Annotated in this window: 16 protein-coding genes; 7 read left to right on the top strand and 9 right to left on the bottom strand. The window is 68.0% G+C overall.

What is annotated here, in order from left to right:
• Nucleotides 1-29 precede the first annotated feature (29 nt).
• The 3 genes from MELE44368_RS26365 to MELE44368_RS26355 all read right to left on the bottom strand — a co-directional run bounded on the left by MELE44368_RS26365 (nucleotide 30) and on the right by MELE44368_RS26355 (nucleotide 4771).
• Entirely contained in the window at nucleotides 30-533 is a 504-nt protein-coding gene (locus MELE44368_RS26365; protein WP_128111159.1) for an SRPBCC family protein, read from the bottom strand.
• A gap of 19 nt (nucleotides 534-552) precedes the next feature.
• Nucleotides 553-3546, bottom strand: coding sequence for an ATP-binding protein (locus MELE44368_RS26360; protein ID WP_306439176.1), 2994 nt, complete (start codon nucleotides 3544-3546; stop codon nucleotides 553-555).
• A gap of 337 nt (nucleotides 3547-3883) precedes the next feature.
• On the bottom strand, nucleotides 3884-4771 hold the full coding sequence (locus MELE44368_RS26355) for an oxidoreductase (protein ID WP_241566781.1): 888 nt from the start codon (nucleotides 4769-4771) through the stop codon (nucleotides 3884-3886).
• Between the two features lie 77 nt (nucleotides 4772-4848).
• Here MELE44368_RS26355 and aspS point away from each other — a divergent pair, with 77 nt between their 5' ends.
• Nucleotides 4849-6621, top strand: a complete 1773-nt coding sequence (gene aspS, locus MELE44368_RS26350; protein WP_128111156.1) for an aspartate--tRNA ligase — start codon at nucleotides 4849-4851, stop codon at nucleotides 6619-6621.
• On the opposite strand, the gene MELE44368_RS26345 is transcribed toward aspS, so the two are convergent.
• Entirely contained in the window at nucleotides 6618-7412 is a 795-nt protein-coding gene (locus tag MELE44368_RS26345) for an SDR family NAD(P)-dependent oxidoreductase (RefSeq protein WP_128111155.1), read from the bottom strand. The genes aspS and MELE44368_RS26345 overlap by 4 nt on opposite strands.
• A gap of 56 nt (nucleotides 7413-7468) precedes the next feature.
• Here MELE44368_RS26345 and MELE44368_RS26340 point away from each other — a divergent pair, with 56 nt between their 5' ends.
• Nucleotides 7469-7891 (top strand): nitroreductase/quinone reductase family protein, encoded by a 423-nt coding sequence (locus tag MELE44368_RS26340; protein WP_128111154.1) that lies wholly within the window; start codon nucleotides 7469-7471, stop codon nucleotides 7889-7891.
• A 70-nt stretch (nucleotides 7892-7961) separates the two neighbouring features.
• On the opposite strand, the gene MELE44368_RS26335 is transcribed toward MELE44368_RS26340, so the two are convergent.
• Nucleotides 7962-9143: a thiolase family protein gene (locus tag MELE44368_RS26335; RefSeq protein WP_128111153.1), complete on the bottom strand. Its 1182-nt coding sequence runs from the start codon at nucleotides 9141-9143 to the stop codon at nucleotides 7962-7964.
• 89 nt (nucleotides 9144-9232) lie between these two features.
• Here MELE44368_RS26335 and MELE44368_RS26330 point away from each other — a divergent pair, with 89 nt between their 5' ends.
• Nucleotides 9233-9709, top strand: coding sequence for a winged helix-turn-helix transcriptional regulator (locus tag MELE44368_RS26330; protein ID WP_128111152.1), 477 nt, complete (start codon nucleotides 9233-9235; stop codon nucleotides 9707-9709).
• A 39-nt stretch (nucleotides 9710-9748) separates the two neighbouring features.
• Here MELE44368_RS26330 and MELE44368_RS26325 read toward each other — a convergent pair whose 3' ends face one another.
• The 4 genes from MELE44368_RS26325 to MELE44368_RS27395 are packed head-to-tail and all read right to left on the bottom strand — an operon-like array spanning nucleotide 9749 to nucleotide 12045.
• Nucleotides 9749-10240 carry a nuclear transport factor 2 family protein gene (locus MELE44368_RS26325; protein WP_128111151.1) on the bottom strand — a complete coding sequence of 164 codons (492 nt, stop codon included), beginning with the start codon at nucleotides 10238-10240 and terminating at the stop codon, nucleotides 9749-9751.
• Nucleotides 10237-11091: an LLM class F420-dependent oxidoreductase gene (locus MELE44368_RS26320; protein ID WP_128111150.1), complete on the bottom strand. Its 855-nt coding sequence runs from the start codon at nucleotides 11089-11091 to the stop codon at nucleotides 10237-10239. The genes MELE44368_RS26325 and MELE44368_RS26320 overlap by 4 nt, the downstream gene beginning before the upstream one ends.
• A 52-nt stretch (nucleotides 11092-11143) precedes the next feature.
• Complete coding sequence (locus MELE44368_RS26315; RefSeq protein ID WP_128111149.1) at nucleotides 11144-11935, bottom strand: SDR family NAD(P)-dependent oxidoreductase; 792 nt, start codon at nucleotides 11933-11935, stop codon at nucleotides 11144-11146.
• Entirely contained in the window at nucleotides 11923-12045 is a 123-nt protein-coding gene (locus MELE44368_RS27395) for a hypothetical protein (protein WP_264032520.1), read from the bottom strand. The genes MELE44368_RS26315 and MELE44368_RS27395 overlap by 13 nt, the downstream gene beginning before the upstream one ends.
• Nucleotides 12046-12068: 23 nt before the next feature.
• Between MELE44368_RS27395 and MELE44368_RS26310 the strand changes: the two genes are divergently transcribed.
• From MELE44368_RS26310 to MELE44368_RS26295, 4 genes are all read left to right on the top strand, one after another.
• Nucleotides 12069-12908 (top strand): DUF3097 domain-containing protein, encoded by an 840-nt coding sequence (locus tag MELE44368_RS26310; RefSeq protein WP_128111148.1) that lies wholly within the window; start codon nucleotides 12069-12071, stop codon nucleotides 12906-12908.
• A gap of 20 nt (nucleotides 12909-12928) precedes the next feature.
• Nucleotides 12929-14257 carry a replication-associated recombination protein A gene (locus tag MELE44368_RS26305; RefSeq protein WP_128111147.1) on the top strand — a complete coding sequence of 443 codons (1329 nt, stop codon included), beginning with the start codon at nucleotides 12929-12931 and terminating at the stop codon, nucleotides 14255-14257.
• A gap of 127 nt (nucleotides 14258-14384) precedes the next feature.
• Nucleotides 14385-14741 (top strand): ArsR/SmtB family transcription factor, encoded by a 357-nt coding sequence (locus MELE44368_RS26300; RefSeq protein ID WP_128111146.1) that lies wholly within the window; start codon nucleotides 14385-14387, stop codon nucleotides 14739-14741.
• Nucleotides 14738-15211 (top strand): SRPBCC family protein, encoded by a 474-nt coding sequence (locus tag MELE44368_RS26295; RefSeq protein ID WP_128111145.1) that lies wholly within the window; start codon nucleotides 14738-14740, stop codon nucleotides 15209-15211. Before MELE44368_RS26300 ends, MELE44368_RS26295 begins: the two co-directional genes overlap by 4 nt.
• Nucleotides 15212-15213: the final 2 nt, after the last annotated feature.

Genomic DNA, 15213 nt, shown 5'->3' with positions numbered 1-15213 from the left:
TTGCACATTCACCGCGGCCGGTCTTCGGGTCAGGACACCCGGTAGCGCTCGTTGGTGTAGTCGCGCAGGTTGTAGAGGAACTTCTGGAACATCCAGCCCATCACCGGGCGCCCCAGCGCCATGCCGACGCGGGCCGCGACGCCGTTGGGCTTCATCGCCATCACCCAGGTGAGATGGCAGCCGCCCGGGGTCTGCACCACCCGGTAGTCCTCCGCGAACGCGGCGATGCTGCCGGTGGAGGCTTCGTTGAACCGAAACGCCATGTGGCTGTGGGGCTGCCACGCGAGGAACTCCTCGTCGCCGACGATCCCGCCGCGCATGTGCACGGTGCGGGTGGTGCCGACACCACGCGGCTCGGGGCTGGTCCAGGTGACCTTGGTGATCACCGTGGCCCACTGCGGCCAGGAGTCCGCGTCGGCGAGCACCTCGAACAACTGCTCGGGCGTGATGTTGAGGTCGACGGTGCTGACGAACCGATACGGTGCGCTCTCGATGAAGTCCAGGCCGACGCGCTCGCATGCGTGCATGGCCATACACCCTAAAGGACAGTGTCTAGTCCATCGCGTGAGCGAGCGCGATGTGCCCCTCCATACCGGTGGACTCCGCACGCGCGCGGTAGCGGTCCCGCAGATCGCGGTAGGCCGCATCCTCGCCTCGTGCCTTCGCCAACAGGGCCCTCATCCGCATCAGTGGTAACTCGTGGTAGAGATAAACGGGCTCGGTCGGCATGGCGGCCAAACGATCCACGGCGGCCTGGGCTTGTTCCAGATCTCCAGGTCGTCCACGCCGAAGCAGCGCGTCGACGAGCACCGTGGTGGTCCATCCTCGATTCATCATCTCGCCGCAGCGGATCTCATCTTCGAGGACACCGCGACACAGTTCGATCGCCGTATCGAAGTCGCCCGTTCGTATCTTGTCCGCCGCAACATCAAGGTCGGCGCACCATGCGGCGATGATCGTGAAGCGGTGGTCGAGGGCCACCTTCCGACACTTGGCGAGTAGTTCGAACCCGTGTTCGCGATCGGTGTCGTTTCGCCGTACCAACACCGTGCCCCGCACGAATTCACAAGTGGTCAGCGAGAAGTCGTCGCCGAACTGCTGCGCTACCGCTAGTGCCTCAGCGGTGTCGCGCAATGCCGCCTCGTCCGGAAGCAACGCCCAATTCTCAACCGAGATGTACTTGAACATCACCGCGGCGCAGAAGGTGAACTTGTCGAACGCACGCGCCATCTCGATGGCTCGATCGTAATCCTGCTTCCACCCGTTGATTCCGAGGATGGATGCGGCCGACGCGCGAAGCACAAGGGTGAACGCAAGTGGCGAACCGATGATCATGTTGCCCATGCACGGGTCACCATTGGAAAGCTCGATGGCCCGATCTGCGAGACTCAAGGCCTCGGTCATTTCGCCTGCATCCCATTTCGCGATGATCGGGATGGGCATCAGACCCACGGTCATTTCGGGATCGTCGATAGATTCCAGCAGGTCGATGAACTCGGTGGCCAGGCGCGACGCTTCCGAGTACTTGCCGTAGAAGTTCAACATCTGCACCAGCCCCGTCATCCCCAGCGCCAACGATCGCTTGTCACCGGCCTCTGTCGCCAGCCGGCGCAGCTCGTCGAATCCCACGTCGGCAAGGCTTCCGCCGACGCGCCAAATGGTGGCGCACAACAGGGTTCGTGGCGCGATCTGCATCGTCAATCGGGCGGGATCACCTTCGGGAAGCTGGTTGGCAACGGCACGCGCCCGCTCCCAACTCATCCGGGCAGCGCCGATGTCGCGGTGTACCGACCAGCCGCCGGCACGCATATGCCAGTCGAATGCCTCATGCAGGTCGGCGGCGGCCTCGAAATGATTGGCGATCCTCGCGGCATTCTTTTCGGCTGACGATGGATCCAGCTGTTCGATGGCGCCGGCGACCTGCCGGTGAAGTTGCGAACGGCTTGCCCTGAGCTGTGATTCGTATGCGACCGCGCGAATCAACGGGTGCCGGAAGGCGAATTCGGTGGGCGACACAGGTTCGACGAGTTTCGCGTCAACCAACTCGGCCACCTCGATGACACCGATCATCTTCAGCAGTCGCTCGCCGAACTGGGAGCCGATCACCGAGGCCGCGTTGAGCGTCCTTTTGGCAGCCGCGCTGAGGCGGTCGATCCGTGCGGCGATCGCGGCCTGAACAGTCGGCGGAACGCTGACTTCGCCATCGCCCCGATAGACATAGGCGCCATGCACACCGTCGAGGATCTTGCGCTCGGCCAGATCACGCACGATCTCCTCGGTGAAGAACGGGTTCCCGGCGCTGTGCTCGGCGATCCGTGCGGCAATGTGCTTGACCGACGGATCCGACCCCAACATCTCGGCGATCAGCGTGGCCGTCTCGGAAGAATCAAGCGGGGCAAGGGAGATCGTGTCATAGCCAGGCGACCGGGTCAGGGCACCCTGATACTCAGGTCGGTAGGTGATCAGCACCAGCGCGTGGGTTTTCGGGACCGCGGCGAGAAGGTCGGTGAGCATCGACTCGCTCACGGCGTCGATCCACTGTGCGTCGTCGATGACGTAGATGGCGGGTTCGGCACGTGCCAAAAGAGCTGCGTCGAGCAGTCTGGTGAGCCGACGCCTGCGGGCGTCGGGATCGATACCGCTGTCGGTACTGTGCTGCCCGATGCCCAACAGATCGTGAAGCAGTTCGAGATCATCGGAATCCGCCGCAGGCAACATCTTTCGAATTCTTCGTGTCGCGTCGGCCGGCTCCAGCTCGTCGACACCGAAAAAGGCGCGCAGCAGCCCGCCCACAGCGAAGAACGGCACCTGGCTGGAATGTGATTCGCAGTACGTGCAGAAGACGTCGATACCGTGCGTCCTGGCCATCGCCACAGCCTCCTGGGCGATGCGACTCTTCCCGATCCCGGGCACCCCGCTGATTCCCAACACGCGTCCCCGACCATCGAGCGCGTCGTCAAGTGCTGCCGCGACCGCGTCCAGTTCTTCCTGTCGCCCGATCAGCGGGGTGCTCCGTTGGTGCGTGATGCGATGGCCGCCGGCGGCGAGAAGCTGGCGTGCGGACACCGGCTCGGACGCCCCCTTGATTCGCACGGGCCGGCGATCGCTGAGCCGCATGTCGTCTTCGACCAATCGCGCCGTCGATTCGCTGAGCATCACTCCACCGGGCGGGGCGACCGATTCCATCCGCTGGGCCATCCCGACGTGCTCGCCCATCGCCGTGTACGCAAGCGCCTCGGCGCCGATGTCGCCGGCGACAACCATTCCCGAGTTGAGCCCGATCCGCAGCTGCAGGGAGATCCCGTCACTGCGGGCGGTCTCCGAGGCCAGCGCGCGGATCTCCTTCTGGACCTCGAGCGCGGCCAGACATGCCCGGCGAGCGTGATCCTCCAACGCTCTGGGAGCCCCGAACAGCGCCATGATTCCGTCGCCGGTGAACTGGTTCACGGTGCCGTCGTAGCGACGGATGACGCGCGTGGCGCGCCGCACGAGCTCCGTCATCACTTCCCGTAGCCGCTCTGGGCCAAGCGTCGCGGCGAGGTCCATCGACCGAACCACGTCGGCGAACAGCACCGTCACCTGCTTGTACTCGGCGACGCGAGGCTGATCCAGCGGAGTTCCGCACCCGTCGCAGAACCGGGCGCCGACGCGCGCTTCGGTAGCGCAGGTGGGGCAGCGCACCGGTGCTTCCATCCGCCGCTTCCAAGAGGCCGTCGCTCGTTAGTGCCCGGACACGATATCGCCGTTCAGCGTCGGCCGCGCGGTGATCCGGGCCCGTCGCTGGCGGCGGGTCTGGGTGCAGGCGCGCCGAGACCGACGCTTTGGCTGGTTTCTGGCCGCCGAATCGACCACTGCGTCGGTCTGGGTGCAGGCCGCGCAGCTCTTAGCCGGGGCCGTCGCTCGCGGCGGCCAGCAGCGGCACCACCACGTCGCTGATCGGGGTGGCGATCCCGTGTTCGGCCGCCTTGCGCCTGATCACCCCGTTGCGGATGTCCCACTCCAGCGGCCGGTTGGCCTCGCGGTCGGTGAGCATCGACGTCGTGAGGTCCTCGGGCACCCGCGCGAACAAGCTCACGGTCTCCTCGATCACCCCGGCACCGAGCTTGGCGCCCTCGGCTTGCGCGACGGCGAGGCATTCGGCCAGGTAGCGACGGCTCAACGCGGCCACGTCGTCACGGCGGAACATCCCCGAGCGACGCCCGCTCAGCACCATCAGCCCGGCGAGGGCGTTGACCAGCAGCTTGCGCCAGGCCTCGGTGACGAAGTCCGGATCGAGTTCGACCGTCGCCGACGAGCCGCGGAACACATCGGCCACCCGTGATGCTGCGTCGTTGGCGGGCAACACAATTCGCACCGCTGTGCGTAACCAGATCCCGCCTTCGGGGTGCGGTTCGGCCGAGAACCACAACACCGCGGGCACCACCGTCGCCGTCGGGCAGTGCGGGCCGACGCGCGCCACCTGCTCGACGCCGTTCTGCAGGGCGCACACCACTGTTCCTTCGTCGCACAGCCGGCGCAACCAGGACGCGGCGTCCGGGGTCTGGGTGTCTTTGACGGCCAGCAGCACCACGTCGACCGGGCCCTCGATCTGGGCCGGGTCGGTCAGCACCGGACCAGGCACCACGATCGGCGCCGCGTTGTCGGGCCGCACCTCGATGGAGTCGCGGGCGCTGCGCCCGCACAGCAGCACCTTGTGACCTGCGTCGTACGCCAACGCGGCCACGGTGGAACCGATGGCGCCGGGACCGACGACGGCGATGGGAGTCCGCACGACGGCCACGCTACCGGCGCAAACGACACCCTTACACTGGGACAGTTGTCCCATCAGCCGATTTCCAGGGAGTTTCAGTGCTGCGCAGTCACGCCGCCGGGTCGTTGCGGCCCGCCGACGCCGGTCAGAAGGTGACATTGGCCGGTTGGGTGGCACGTCGTCGCGACCACGGCGGGGTCATCTTCATCGACCTGCGCGACGCGTCCGGGGTGTCGCAGGTGGTCTTCCGCGAAGCTGACGTGCTGGAAGCCGCCCACCGGCTGCGCGCGGAATTCTGCGTCGCCGTCGAGGGCGTCGTCGAGATCCGGCCCGAGGGCAACACGAACCCCGAGCTCCCCACCGGGGAGATCGAGGTCAACGCGACAGCGTTGCGGGTGATGGCGGAGTGCGCGCCGCTGCCGTTTCAGCTCGACGAGCAGCCGGGCGAGGAAACCCGCCTCAAATACCGCTATCTCGATCTGCGCCGCGAGGGCCCCGGCAACGCAATCCGGTTGCGTTCCAAGGTGAATGCGGCGGCGCGTGAGGTGCTCGCCCGTCATGATTTCGTCGAGATCGAGACGCCGACGATGACGCGCTCGACGCCCGAGGGGGCACGCGACTTCCTGGTGCCCGCGCGCCTTCAGCCGGGCTCGTTCTACGCCCTGCCGCAGAGCCCGCAGCTGTTCAAGCAGCTGCTCATGGTGGCGGGCATGGAGCGCTACTACCAGATCGCGCGGTGCTACCGCGACGAGGACTTCCGCGCCGACCGGCAACCGGAGTTCACCCAGCTCGACATGGAGATGAGCTTCGTCGAGACCGAGGACGTCATCGCGATCTCCGAGGAGATCATCGCGGCGCTGTGGGCGTTGATCGGCTACCAGGTGCCCTGGCCGCTGCCGCGGATGACCTATGCCGAGGCGATGCGCCGGTTCGGTACCGACAAGCCCGACCTGCGGTTCGGCCTGGAACTCGTCGAGATGACCGACTTCTTCAAGGACACGCCGTTCCGGGTGTTCCAGGCGCCCTACGTTGGCGCCGTGGTGATGCCCGGCGGTGCGTCGCAGCCACGACGCACGCTGGACGCCTGGCAGGAATGGGCCAAGCAGCGCGGCCACCGGGGGCTGGCCTATGTCCTGGTGAACGAGGACGGCACCCTGGGCGGGCCGGTCGCCAAGAACCTCTCCGACGCCGAGCGCGAGGGCCTCGCCGCGGCCGTCGGCGCGTCACCGGGTGACTGCGTGTTCTTCTCGGCAGGGCCGGCCAAGACTTCGCGGGCGCTGCTCGGCGCGGCGCGCGTCGAGATCGCCAAGCGGCTCGACATGATCGAGGAAGGCGCGTGGGCCTTCGTCTGGGTGGTCGACTTTCCGATGTTCGAGCCGGCCGACGAGGCGGCCGCACACGGCGAGGTCACCGTCGGATCCGGCGCGTGGACCGCGGTGCACCACGCGTTCACCGCGCCGAAGCCCGAGTTCGAGGACCGCCTCGACACCGACCCCGGCAGCGTCCTGTCCGAGGCCTACGACCTGGTCTGCAACGGCAACGAGATCGGCGGCGGCTCGATTCGTATCCACCGTCGCGACGTCCAGGAGCGCGCGTTCAAGGTGATGGGCATCAGCTCGGAGGAAGCCCAGGAGAAGTTCGGATTTCTGTTGGAGGCGTTCACATTCGGTCCGCCTCCGCACGGCGGGATCGCGTTCGGTTGGGACCGCATCACCGCGTTGCTGGTCGGCTCGGACTCGATCCGTGACGTGATCGCGTTCCCCAAATCCGGTGGCGGCGTGGACCCGTTGACCGGCGCGCCCGCGCCCATCACGCCCCAGCAGCGCAAGGAATCCGGGATCGACGCCAAGCCGAAGGTCGACGCCGACTAGCGCGGCCAGTCGCAGCCGGTCAACTCCGCGGACAGGTCCCACAGTTGGCGCGCCATCACGCGATCGCGTGCTTTGGCCAATGGCCTGGTGACCTTCGGCGGTCCCAACTGGTTGAAGCGGGGCGCCAGATAGGTGCCGCTGGGCAGGTCGGTGGTGACCGCCTGAAGGGTGGCGCGCGCGCCCTGCGCCGGGGTGTGCAACAGCCGTCGAACGCGCCGGTGCTCGGCCATACCCAACGACCGGGTGATGTCGGTGTCGGTGGCGCCGGGGTCGGTGGCGTACGCGCGCACCCCGCGGGCGGCCAACTCCGCGACGAACAACAGGTTGGCGAGCTTGGACTGCCCGTAGGCGCCCCACTTCGAGTACTTGCGCGTGTGCCAGTTGAGGTCGGTGAGGTCGATCCGGCTGAACAGGTACATCGCGCTGGCCACCGAGATCACCCGGTCGGTGATCCTGTCGGCGAGCAGGCACGTCAGCGCGAAGTGCCCGAGATGGTTAGTGCCGATGTGGGCTTCGAACCCGTCGGCGGTCCGGCTCAACGGCAGCCCCATCACGCCGGCGTTGTTCACCAGCACATCAACGCTTTCCACCGTGTCGGCGAATGCCTTGACGCTGGCCAGATCGGCCAGGTCGAGATGGCGCACCTCGACATCGCCACCGATCTCGGCGGCGACCTGCTCACCTTTCGCGACGGTCCGGCATCCGATGAGAACGCTATGTCCCTCGGCGGCCAGCGCGGCGGCGGTGGCCTTGCCGACCCCGCTGTTGGCGCCCGTGACAATCACCCGCATGGGGTTGATTATGCGGGCCGGGGAATAGCGGCGCGGCTTCGCGCGCTCAACTGCACATGACCGACCTGACTGACCGCAGGGCTTTCAACGCAAACATCGTCGACGAGTTCCGCGCCAACCGCGGCAAGGTCGGCGGCCCGTTCGAGAATGCGACGCTGCTGTTGCTGACCACCACCGGGGCCAAATCGGGCCAACCGCGCATCTCGCCGTTGGCGTACTTCTCCATCGACGACAGGATTCTCGTCGCGGGCTCCAACGCCGGAGGCGACGTGCACCCAGCCTGGGTGCACAACCTGCGGGCCGAGCCGCGGGCCCATGTCGAGGTGGGCACGACGTCCTACGACGTGATCGCCCGCGAACTCCCGACCGCCGAGCGCGACGAGCTCTATCCGAAGGTGGCCGAGATCGCGCCGGTCTTCGCCGAGTACCAGGCCAAGACCAGCCGCCTCATCCCGCTGTTCGAGCTGCAGAAAGCTTGATTGCCGCGATTGTGCGGTTTCATACGCTGTGACCGGCGCGTCGCGTCTGTGAACCGGGGCTGTACGACCGCTAGAGGCGCTCGATGACCGTGGCGTTGGCCATACCGCCGCCCTCGCACATCGTCTGCAGCCCGTAGCGCCCGCCACGCTGCTCCAGCGCGTTGACGAGCGTGGTCATGATGCGCGCGCCGGACGCACCCAGCGGATGTCCGATCGCGATCGCGCCGCCGTTGACGTTGGTCTTGGCCAGGTCTGCGCCGACGTCGTGGGTCCACGCCAGCACCACCGGGGCGAAGGCTTCGTTGATCTCGAACAGGTCGATGTCGGTCAACGCCAAACCGGCGCGCTGCAGCACCTTTTCGGTCGCGGGGATGACGCCGGTCAGCATGTACAGCGGGTCGGATCCCACCACGGTCATCGAGTGAATCCGTGCGAGCGGGCGCAATCCCAGTCGCTTGGCCACGTCGCTCGTGGTGATCAGCACCGCGGCGCTGCCGTCCGAGAGCGGCGACGAGTTACCGGGCGTGATGTGCCAGCCGATCTGTGGGAACCGCTGCTCGTAGGCCGGGTTGTAGAACGCCGGCTTCAGCGCGGCCAGGGTGTCCACCGTGGTCCCCGGCCGGATGATCTCGTCGCTGGTCAGCCCGGCGATCGGTACCAACTCGTTGTCGAACCGGCCCTCTTTGGTCGCGGCGGCGGCCTTTTCGTGGCTGCCCGCGGAGAACTCGTCGAGCTGCTGGCGGGACAGACCCCACTTGGCGGCGATCAGCTCAGCACTGATCCCTTGAGGCACAAGGCCTTCGGGATAGCGCTGTGCCATCGCCCCGAACGGGTCGCTGCCCGGCAGCACACTGGAGCCCATCGGGGCCCGCGACATCGACTCGACGCCCGCGGCCACCACGATGTCGTAGGCGCCCGAGATCACCCCCTGCGCGGCGAAGTGGATGGCCTGCTGACTGCTGCCGCACTGCCTGTCGATGGTGGTGCCGGGGACCGTCTCCGGAAAGCCTGCGGCCAGCACCGCGTTGCGGGCGATGTTGACCGCCTGGTCACCGACCTGGGTGACCGCGCCGGCGATGACGTCGTCGATGCGCACCGGGTCTATGCCGGTGCGGGCCACCACTTCCTTGAGGCTGTGAGCGAGGAGGTCGACGGGAAGCACGTCGTGCAGCGCCCCGCTGGCCTTGCCCTTGCCGATCGGTGTGCGCACCGCGCCGACGATGACCGCGTCGCGGCCAGTGATTCCCGCCATGGCTCTCTCCTCAATGCTGAGTAATGGCATCTATACCCAGCTATACCCGCTAGGTATAGCGAAATCAACTCAGGGGTATGGTGATTTCCATGACAGTGCTGGAGGGGCGACTGGCCGACCGTGACGCCTGGTCGGCGGTCGGGGAGTGTCCGATCGAGAAGACGATGGCGGTGCTCGGGACGAAGTCGGCGATGCTCATCATGCGCGAGGCCTACTACGGCACCACCCGGTTCGACGACTTCTGGCGGCGGGTCGGGATCACCAAGGCCGCCGCCGCCGCGCGGCTGAACGACCTCGTCGCGGCGGGGTTGCTGGTCCGGCGGCCCTATCAGGAACCCGGGCAGCGCAGCCGTGACGAGTACGTGCTGACCGACGCGGGCCGCGAGTTCATGCCGGTGGTGTGGGCGATGTTCGAGTGGGGACGACGGCACCTGCCCAACCGCACCCCACTGCGCCTGGCACACCGGGGCTGCGGCGCCGAGGCGACCGTCGAGATCCGCTGCGCCGACGGCCACCGGGTACCTCCCGAAGAACTCTCCGTACGGGTCGGCAAGCGTCGAAACTGAAGTTGTGTACGAGATTTCGGCGAATTCTCGCGCACAAGCTCAGGTTCGCGGCGGCAGCCCCGCAATCCCGGCGGACAACAGGTCGCGCGCGTCGGGGTTGCCGTCGAGCGCGCGGGTGGTGCGCTGGACGACCTGCCACCTGCCGTCGATGCGCCGCAGCCGAAAATGGTTGGCGCCCGCCCGCCACACCGCGAACCCGTCATCGCGGCGAGTGACGAGCATCGACTGGCAGACCGCCACCGCGTCGTCGCCGTCGACCGTGGCCACCGCCGGACCGAGGAAGTGGCAGCAGCCGCGGCCGATCAGCCCCTGATGCGCGTCCGAGCGCACCATGGCCGCGACGTCCTCGCGGCTGTTCATCTGCCAGCCCTCGACGTCGTAGCCGCCGTCGGTGGCCCACAACGCGGCGACGGCGTCGGCGTCGCCGGCATCCACCAGCGGGCCGTAGGACGCGATCGACCGTTCGATCGCGCGCTCGTCCTCGATGCGACGCAGGCGGCGTTCCAGTTCGGCGAGCCGGTCGTCAGTCATCCGATGTCCCTTCCGATTTCGTGCAGTGCGGCCAACTGCTCGCAGTAGTGCCCGGCCGAGGTCGCCGACACCGAGCAGGAGACGGCGGTGGCGCCGAGCCGGCCGAGCTTGCGCAGTTGGTCGACGGCCATGTCCGGGTTTCCCACCGGATCCAGTGGCCGCGTCGACAGCACCACGTCGAAGCCGTCGGGACGCTCCACCTCGGCGAGCAACCGCTCGAGCTCGTCGCGGCGCAGCCCGAACGGCATCCACCCGTCGGCCAACTCGACCGCGCGTCGCAGCGACCGGCGGGTGCGGCCGCCCACCCAGATCGGGACGCGGGCCTGGACCGCGCAGGGATCGACGATCATCGAGTCGAATGCGAAGTACTCGCCCTGGTAGCTGGGCAGGCGTTCCGACAGCGACGCCCGCAGCGCGCGGATCGCGTCGTCGGCGCGGGCGCCGCGGTCGGTCCAGTGGCCGCCCAGCAGATCGAACTCGGCGGCCAGCGAGCCGACTCCGACGCCGAGCACCAACCGCCCGCCGCTGAGCCGGTCCAGCGTGCCGTAGCGCTTGGCGATCGCCAGCGGATGGTGGTAGCCGAGCACCACCACCGATGTCACCAGCCGGATCCGGGAGGTGCGGGCGGCCAGAAATGCCAACGTGGCCAACGGATCCCAGTACGTCGCGCCGCGGGCGTCGGCGTCGTCGACCGGCACCGCGACGTGCTCGGAGCAGGTGAGGTGGTCGAAGCCGAGTTCGTCGGCCACCGCGGCGATACGCGCGATGTCGTCGACGCCCGCGTCGTGCTCCCACGCCGACGCGGCCCCAGGCACTTGCACCACCACCGGCGTCGACAGACCCATCCGCACGATGACGTTTCTACCCGGGTCGGTCGCCGGCGGTCGGCGCCGGGGCACGAAACTAGCCGTCGTTCATCAGCTTCTGCATGAAGCGGTGCGTGCCCAGCACCACCTTGGCGCGGTCCGGATAGTTGCGGCGCGCGACGTCGTCGGCGTTGCCGCCCGCCACGAAGACGGGCCCGTGCGCCAACTGCTCGAGCCCTTCGCGCGCGACCTCGGCCGGGTCGGCCACCCGCAGCCCCGGCACGTCGAAGTTCAGGCCGACCCGCTCCATCGCCGGGGTACGCGTCACCCCGAGCACCAGCTCCAGCACGTGGACGTTGTGGTCGCGCAGCTCCAGCCACAGGCTCTCGGCGAAGATCCGCCCGAATGCCTTCACCCCGCCGTAGACGGTGTGGCGCACCGAGCCCAGATACCCGGCCATCGATCCGACCATGAGGATGCCGCCGCGGCGGCGCTCGCGCATGGGCCGGCCGAAGTGCTGCACCAGCGCGAGCATGGTGGTGATGTTCAGGTCGATCACCTTCTGGAATTCGGTCAACGCGCCATCGAGGAAATGCTCGCTGCAGGTGTTGGCGCCGGCGTTGTAAACGAGCAGGCCGACCTCGACATCGGCGGTCTCAGCGACGATCCGGCCGACCGCATCGGGGGCCACCAAATCGACTGCCAGCGCGCGGACCTCGACGCCCAGACGCCGGCACGCCTCGGCCGTCTGCTCAAGCGGTGCGGGCTTCCTCGCGATGAGCACCAGGTTGAGCCCCGCCTCGGCGAGCAGGCGCGCGAATTCCGCGCCGACCCCCTCGGAGCCGCCCGCGATCACCGCCCAGGGTCCGTACGCACTCAGATCTGCCACGGTTCCATCATCGCTGGACCCGGCTTCACCCGTGGCGCATCCCAGCGGCGCAGCACCATTGTGATGGTCCCGTTAGCGATTCCCTCGGCCGTGTCGCGGGTGAGCAGCACGCAGGTGACCCTACGATCACCCGGTGGCTGATCGCTATGGCTCCGACGTCCTTGCCAACAATCCGCACCACCGCAGGGCCCGTTCCACCGAGCATCCGGTGCAGCTGGGTCTGGTGGTCGAGGACGCCCAGACCGGATACGTCGGCGCGGTGGTCCGAATCGAGTACGGCCGAATGGAACTCGAAGACCGGCACGGGCGCCGCAAGCCGTTTCCGGTCGGGCCCGGCTACCTCATCGACGGTCGGCCCGTCATCCTCACCGCGCCCAAACGGTCCGCGCCGAAAACCACACGCACGGCGTCGGGTTCGGTGGCCGTCCCCGGCGCGCGGGCCAAAGTCGCACGCGCCAGCCGCATCTACGTCGAAGGCCGCCACGACGCCGAACTCGTCGAGCAGGTGTGGGGCGACGACCTTCGCATCGAGGGCGTCGTCGTCGAACACCTCGGCGGCGTCGACGATCTCGCGGCCATCGTCGAGGACTTCGCGCCGGCACCGCAGCGCCGGCTCGGTGTGCTCGTCGACCACCTGGTCGCCGGCTCCAAGGAGGCCCGCATCGCCGAGGCCGTGCGCCGCGGTCCGGGCGGCGAGCACACGCTGGTGGTCGGGCACCCGTTCATCGACATCTGGCAGGCGGTCAAACCGGCGCGTCTGGGCATCTCGGCGTGGCCGGTGATCCCGAAGGGCGTCGACTGGAAGCGAGGCGTGTGCCGCGCGCTGGGATGGCCGCACACGGAGCAGGCCGACATCGCAAGGGCATGGCAACGCATCCGGGGCCGGGTGCGCGACTGGAACGATCTGGAGCCGGCGCTCATCGGGCGCGTCGAGGAGCTGATCGACTTCGTGACGGCGGCCCCGCAGTCATAGCGGCGTGGTAAGCAGGGAGCGTGTCCGACGGTCTGTTCGACGTTCCCGGTGAGCCGAGCGTAACCGCGGGCGGGCCGGTCGGGGCGTCGACGCCATTGGCGGTGCGCATGCGCCCCGCAACGCTCGATGAGGTGGTCGGCCAGGACCACCTGCTGCAAGCCGGTTCGCCGCTGCGCCGGCTCGCCGAGGGCTCCGGCGCCGCCTCGGTGATCCTGTACGGCCCGCCGGGCACCGGAAAGACGACGCTGGCCGCGCTGATCTCGGGGGCGACGGGCCGCCGCTTCGAGGCGTTGTCGGCGCTGTCCTCCGGTGTCAAGGAGGTTCGCGCCGTGATCGACGTCGCGCGCCGCGCGGCCGCCCATGGCGAACAGACCGTGCTGTTCATCGACGAGGTGCACCGGTTCTCCAAGACCCAGCAGGACGGGTTGTTGTCGGCCGTGGAGAACCGCGTGGTGCTGCTGGTGGCCGCCACCACGGAGAACCCGTCGTTCTCGGTGGTCGCGCCGCTGCTGTCGCGGTCGCTGATCCTGCAGTTGCAGCCGCTGGACGCCGAGGCGGTGCGCACCGTGGTGCGTCGCGCCATCACCGATCCGCGCGGGCTGGGCGGCAAGGTCGCGGTCACCGACGACGCCGTCGAGCTGCTGGTGCAGCTGTCGGCCGGTGATGCGCGACGCGCGTTGACCGCGCTCGAGGTCGCCGCGGAGGCGGGGGAGGAGGTGACGGTCGAGGCCATCGAGCAGTCGCTGGATCAGGCCGCGGTGCGCTACGACCGCGACGGCGACCAGCACTACGACGTGGTCAGCGCGTTCATCAAGTCGGTCCGCGGCTCCGACGTCGACGCGGCGTTGCACTATCTGGCGCGGATGCTGGTCGCCGGTGAGGACCCGCGTTTTGTCGCCCGGCGGTTGATGATCCTGGCGAGTGAGGACATCGGCATGGCCGATCCCACCGCGCTGCAGACCGCCGTGGCCGCTGCGCAGACGGTGCAGCTGATCGGGATGCCGGAGGCGCAGCTGACCTTGGCCCACGCCACCGTGCACCTGGCGACCGCGCCGAAATCCAACGCGGTCACCACCGCGCTGGGCGCGGCGATGAGCGACATCCGCGCGGGGAAGGCGGGGTTGGTGCCCGCTCATCTGCGCGACGGGCACTATTCGGGCGCGGAGAAGCTGGGCAACGCGATCGGCTACAAGTACAGCCACGACGACCCCGATGGCGTTGTGCCCCAACAGTATCCGCCCAACGAGCTGGTCGGTGTCGACTATTACCGGCCGACCAACCGCGGCGCCGAACGTGAGATCGCCACCCGACTGAGCAAGCTGCGCGCCATCATCCGGCGCAACCGCTGACTCACCCGCGCCCGTCCCGCCGCCGAAATCGACGTTTTGGTGGATTTCACGCGCACTTTTCCGCCCGTTTGTCCCTTTCGGCGAAATCGTATTCAACAAATCAGTTGATCAATGATATGGTTGACTAGTGGCGGGCGAAGGCGATGACGACATTCAGTTGGACCGCGCGTTCCTCGCGCTGGCCGACCCGGTGCGGCGCGCCATCGTGGCGCGGCTGTCACGCGGGCCGGCCACGGTCAACGAGCTGGCCGCGCCGTTCGACATCACGAAACAAGCGGTGTCCAAACACATTCAGGTCCTCGAGCAGGCGGGCCTGGTCACCAGGACGCGCGAAGCGCAGCGACGGCCGGTGCACCTGGATGCCGCCGCGCTGGAACGGCTGACCGCGTGGATCGACCGCTACCGGCTCGACGCCGAACGCAGCTACCGCCGGCTGGACACCCTGCTGGCGTCGATAACCGACGAGGAAAGGAAATCCCGATGACCAACGCACTGAACCTCAACGCTCCCGTGGACACCTTGGCCATGGAGTTCACCAGGGACTTCGACGCTCCGGTGGCCGCGCTGTACCGCGCGCACGCCGAACCCGAACTAGTCAAGCAGTGGCTCGGTCCGCACAGGCTGAAGATGGACATCACCGAATGGAACTTCACCAGCCATGGCGGTTACCGCTACCGGCACAGCGACGAGCACGGCGAGTACGAGTTCAACGGGACGTTCCACACCGTCCGCGACAACGAGTTCATCCTGCAGACCTTCGAATTCGACGGCGCCCCCGACATGGTCAACATCGAGTACCTGTGGTTCGAGGACCTGGGCGAGGGCCGCAGTCGGCTCCGGGGCCGGTCGATCTGCCCGAGCGTCGAGTCCCGCGACGCCCTGCTGTCCTCGGGAATGGAGGGCGGTATGGCCGAGGGCTACGAGAAACTCGATGAGCTGCTGAAGAACCTGTAGCG

The organism is Mycolicibacterium elephantis DSM 44368 (assembly GCF_004014805.1).
Classification (GTDB): domain Bacteria; phylum Actinomycetota; class Actinomycetes; order Mycobacteriales; family Mycobacteriaceae; genus Mycobacterium; species Mycobacterium elephantis.
Note: the sequence above shows the minus strand (reverse complement) of the source record. Positions and strands in the feature narration are given on the sequence as shown.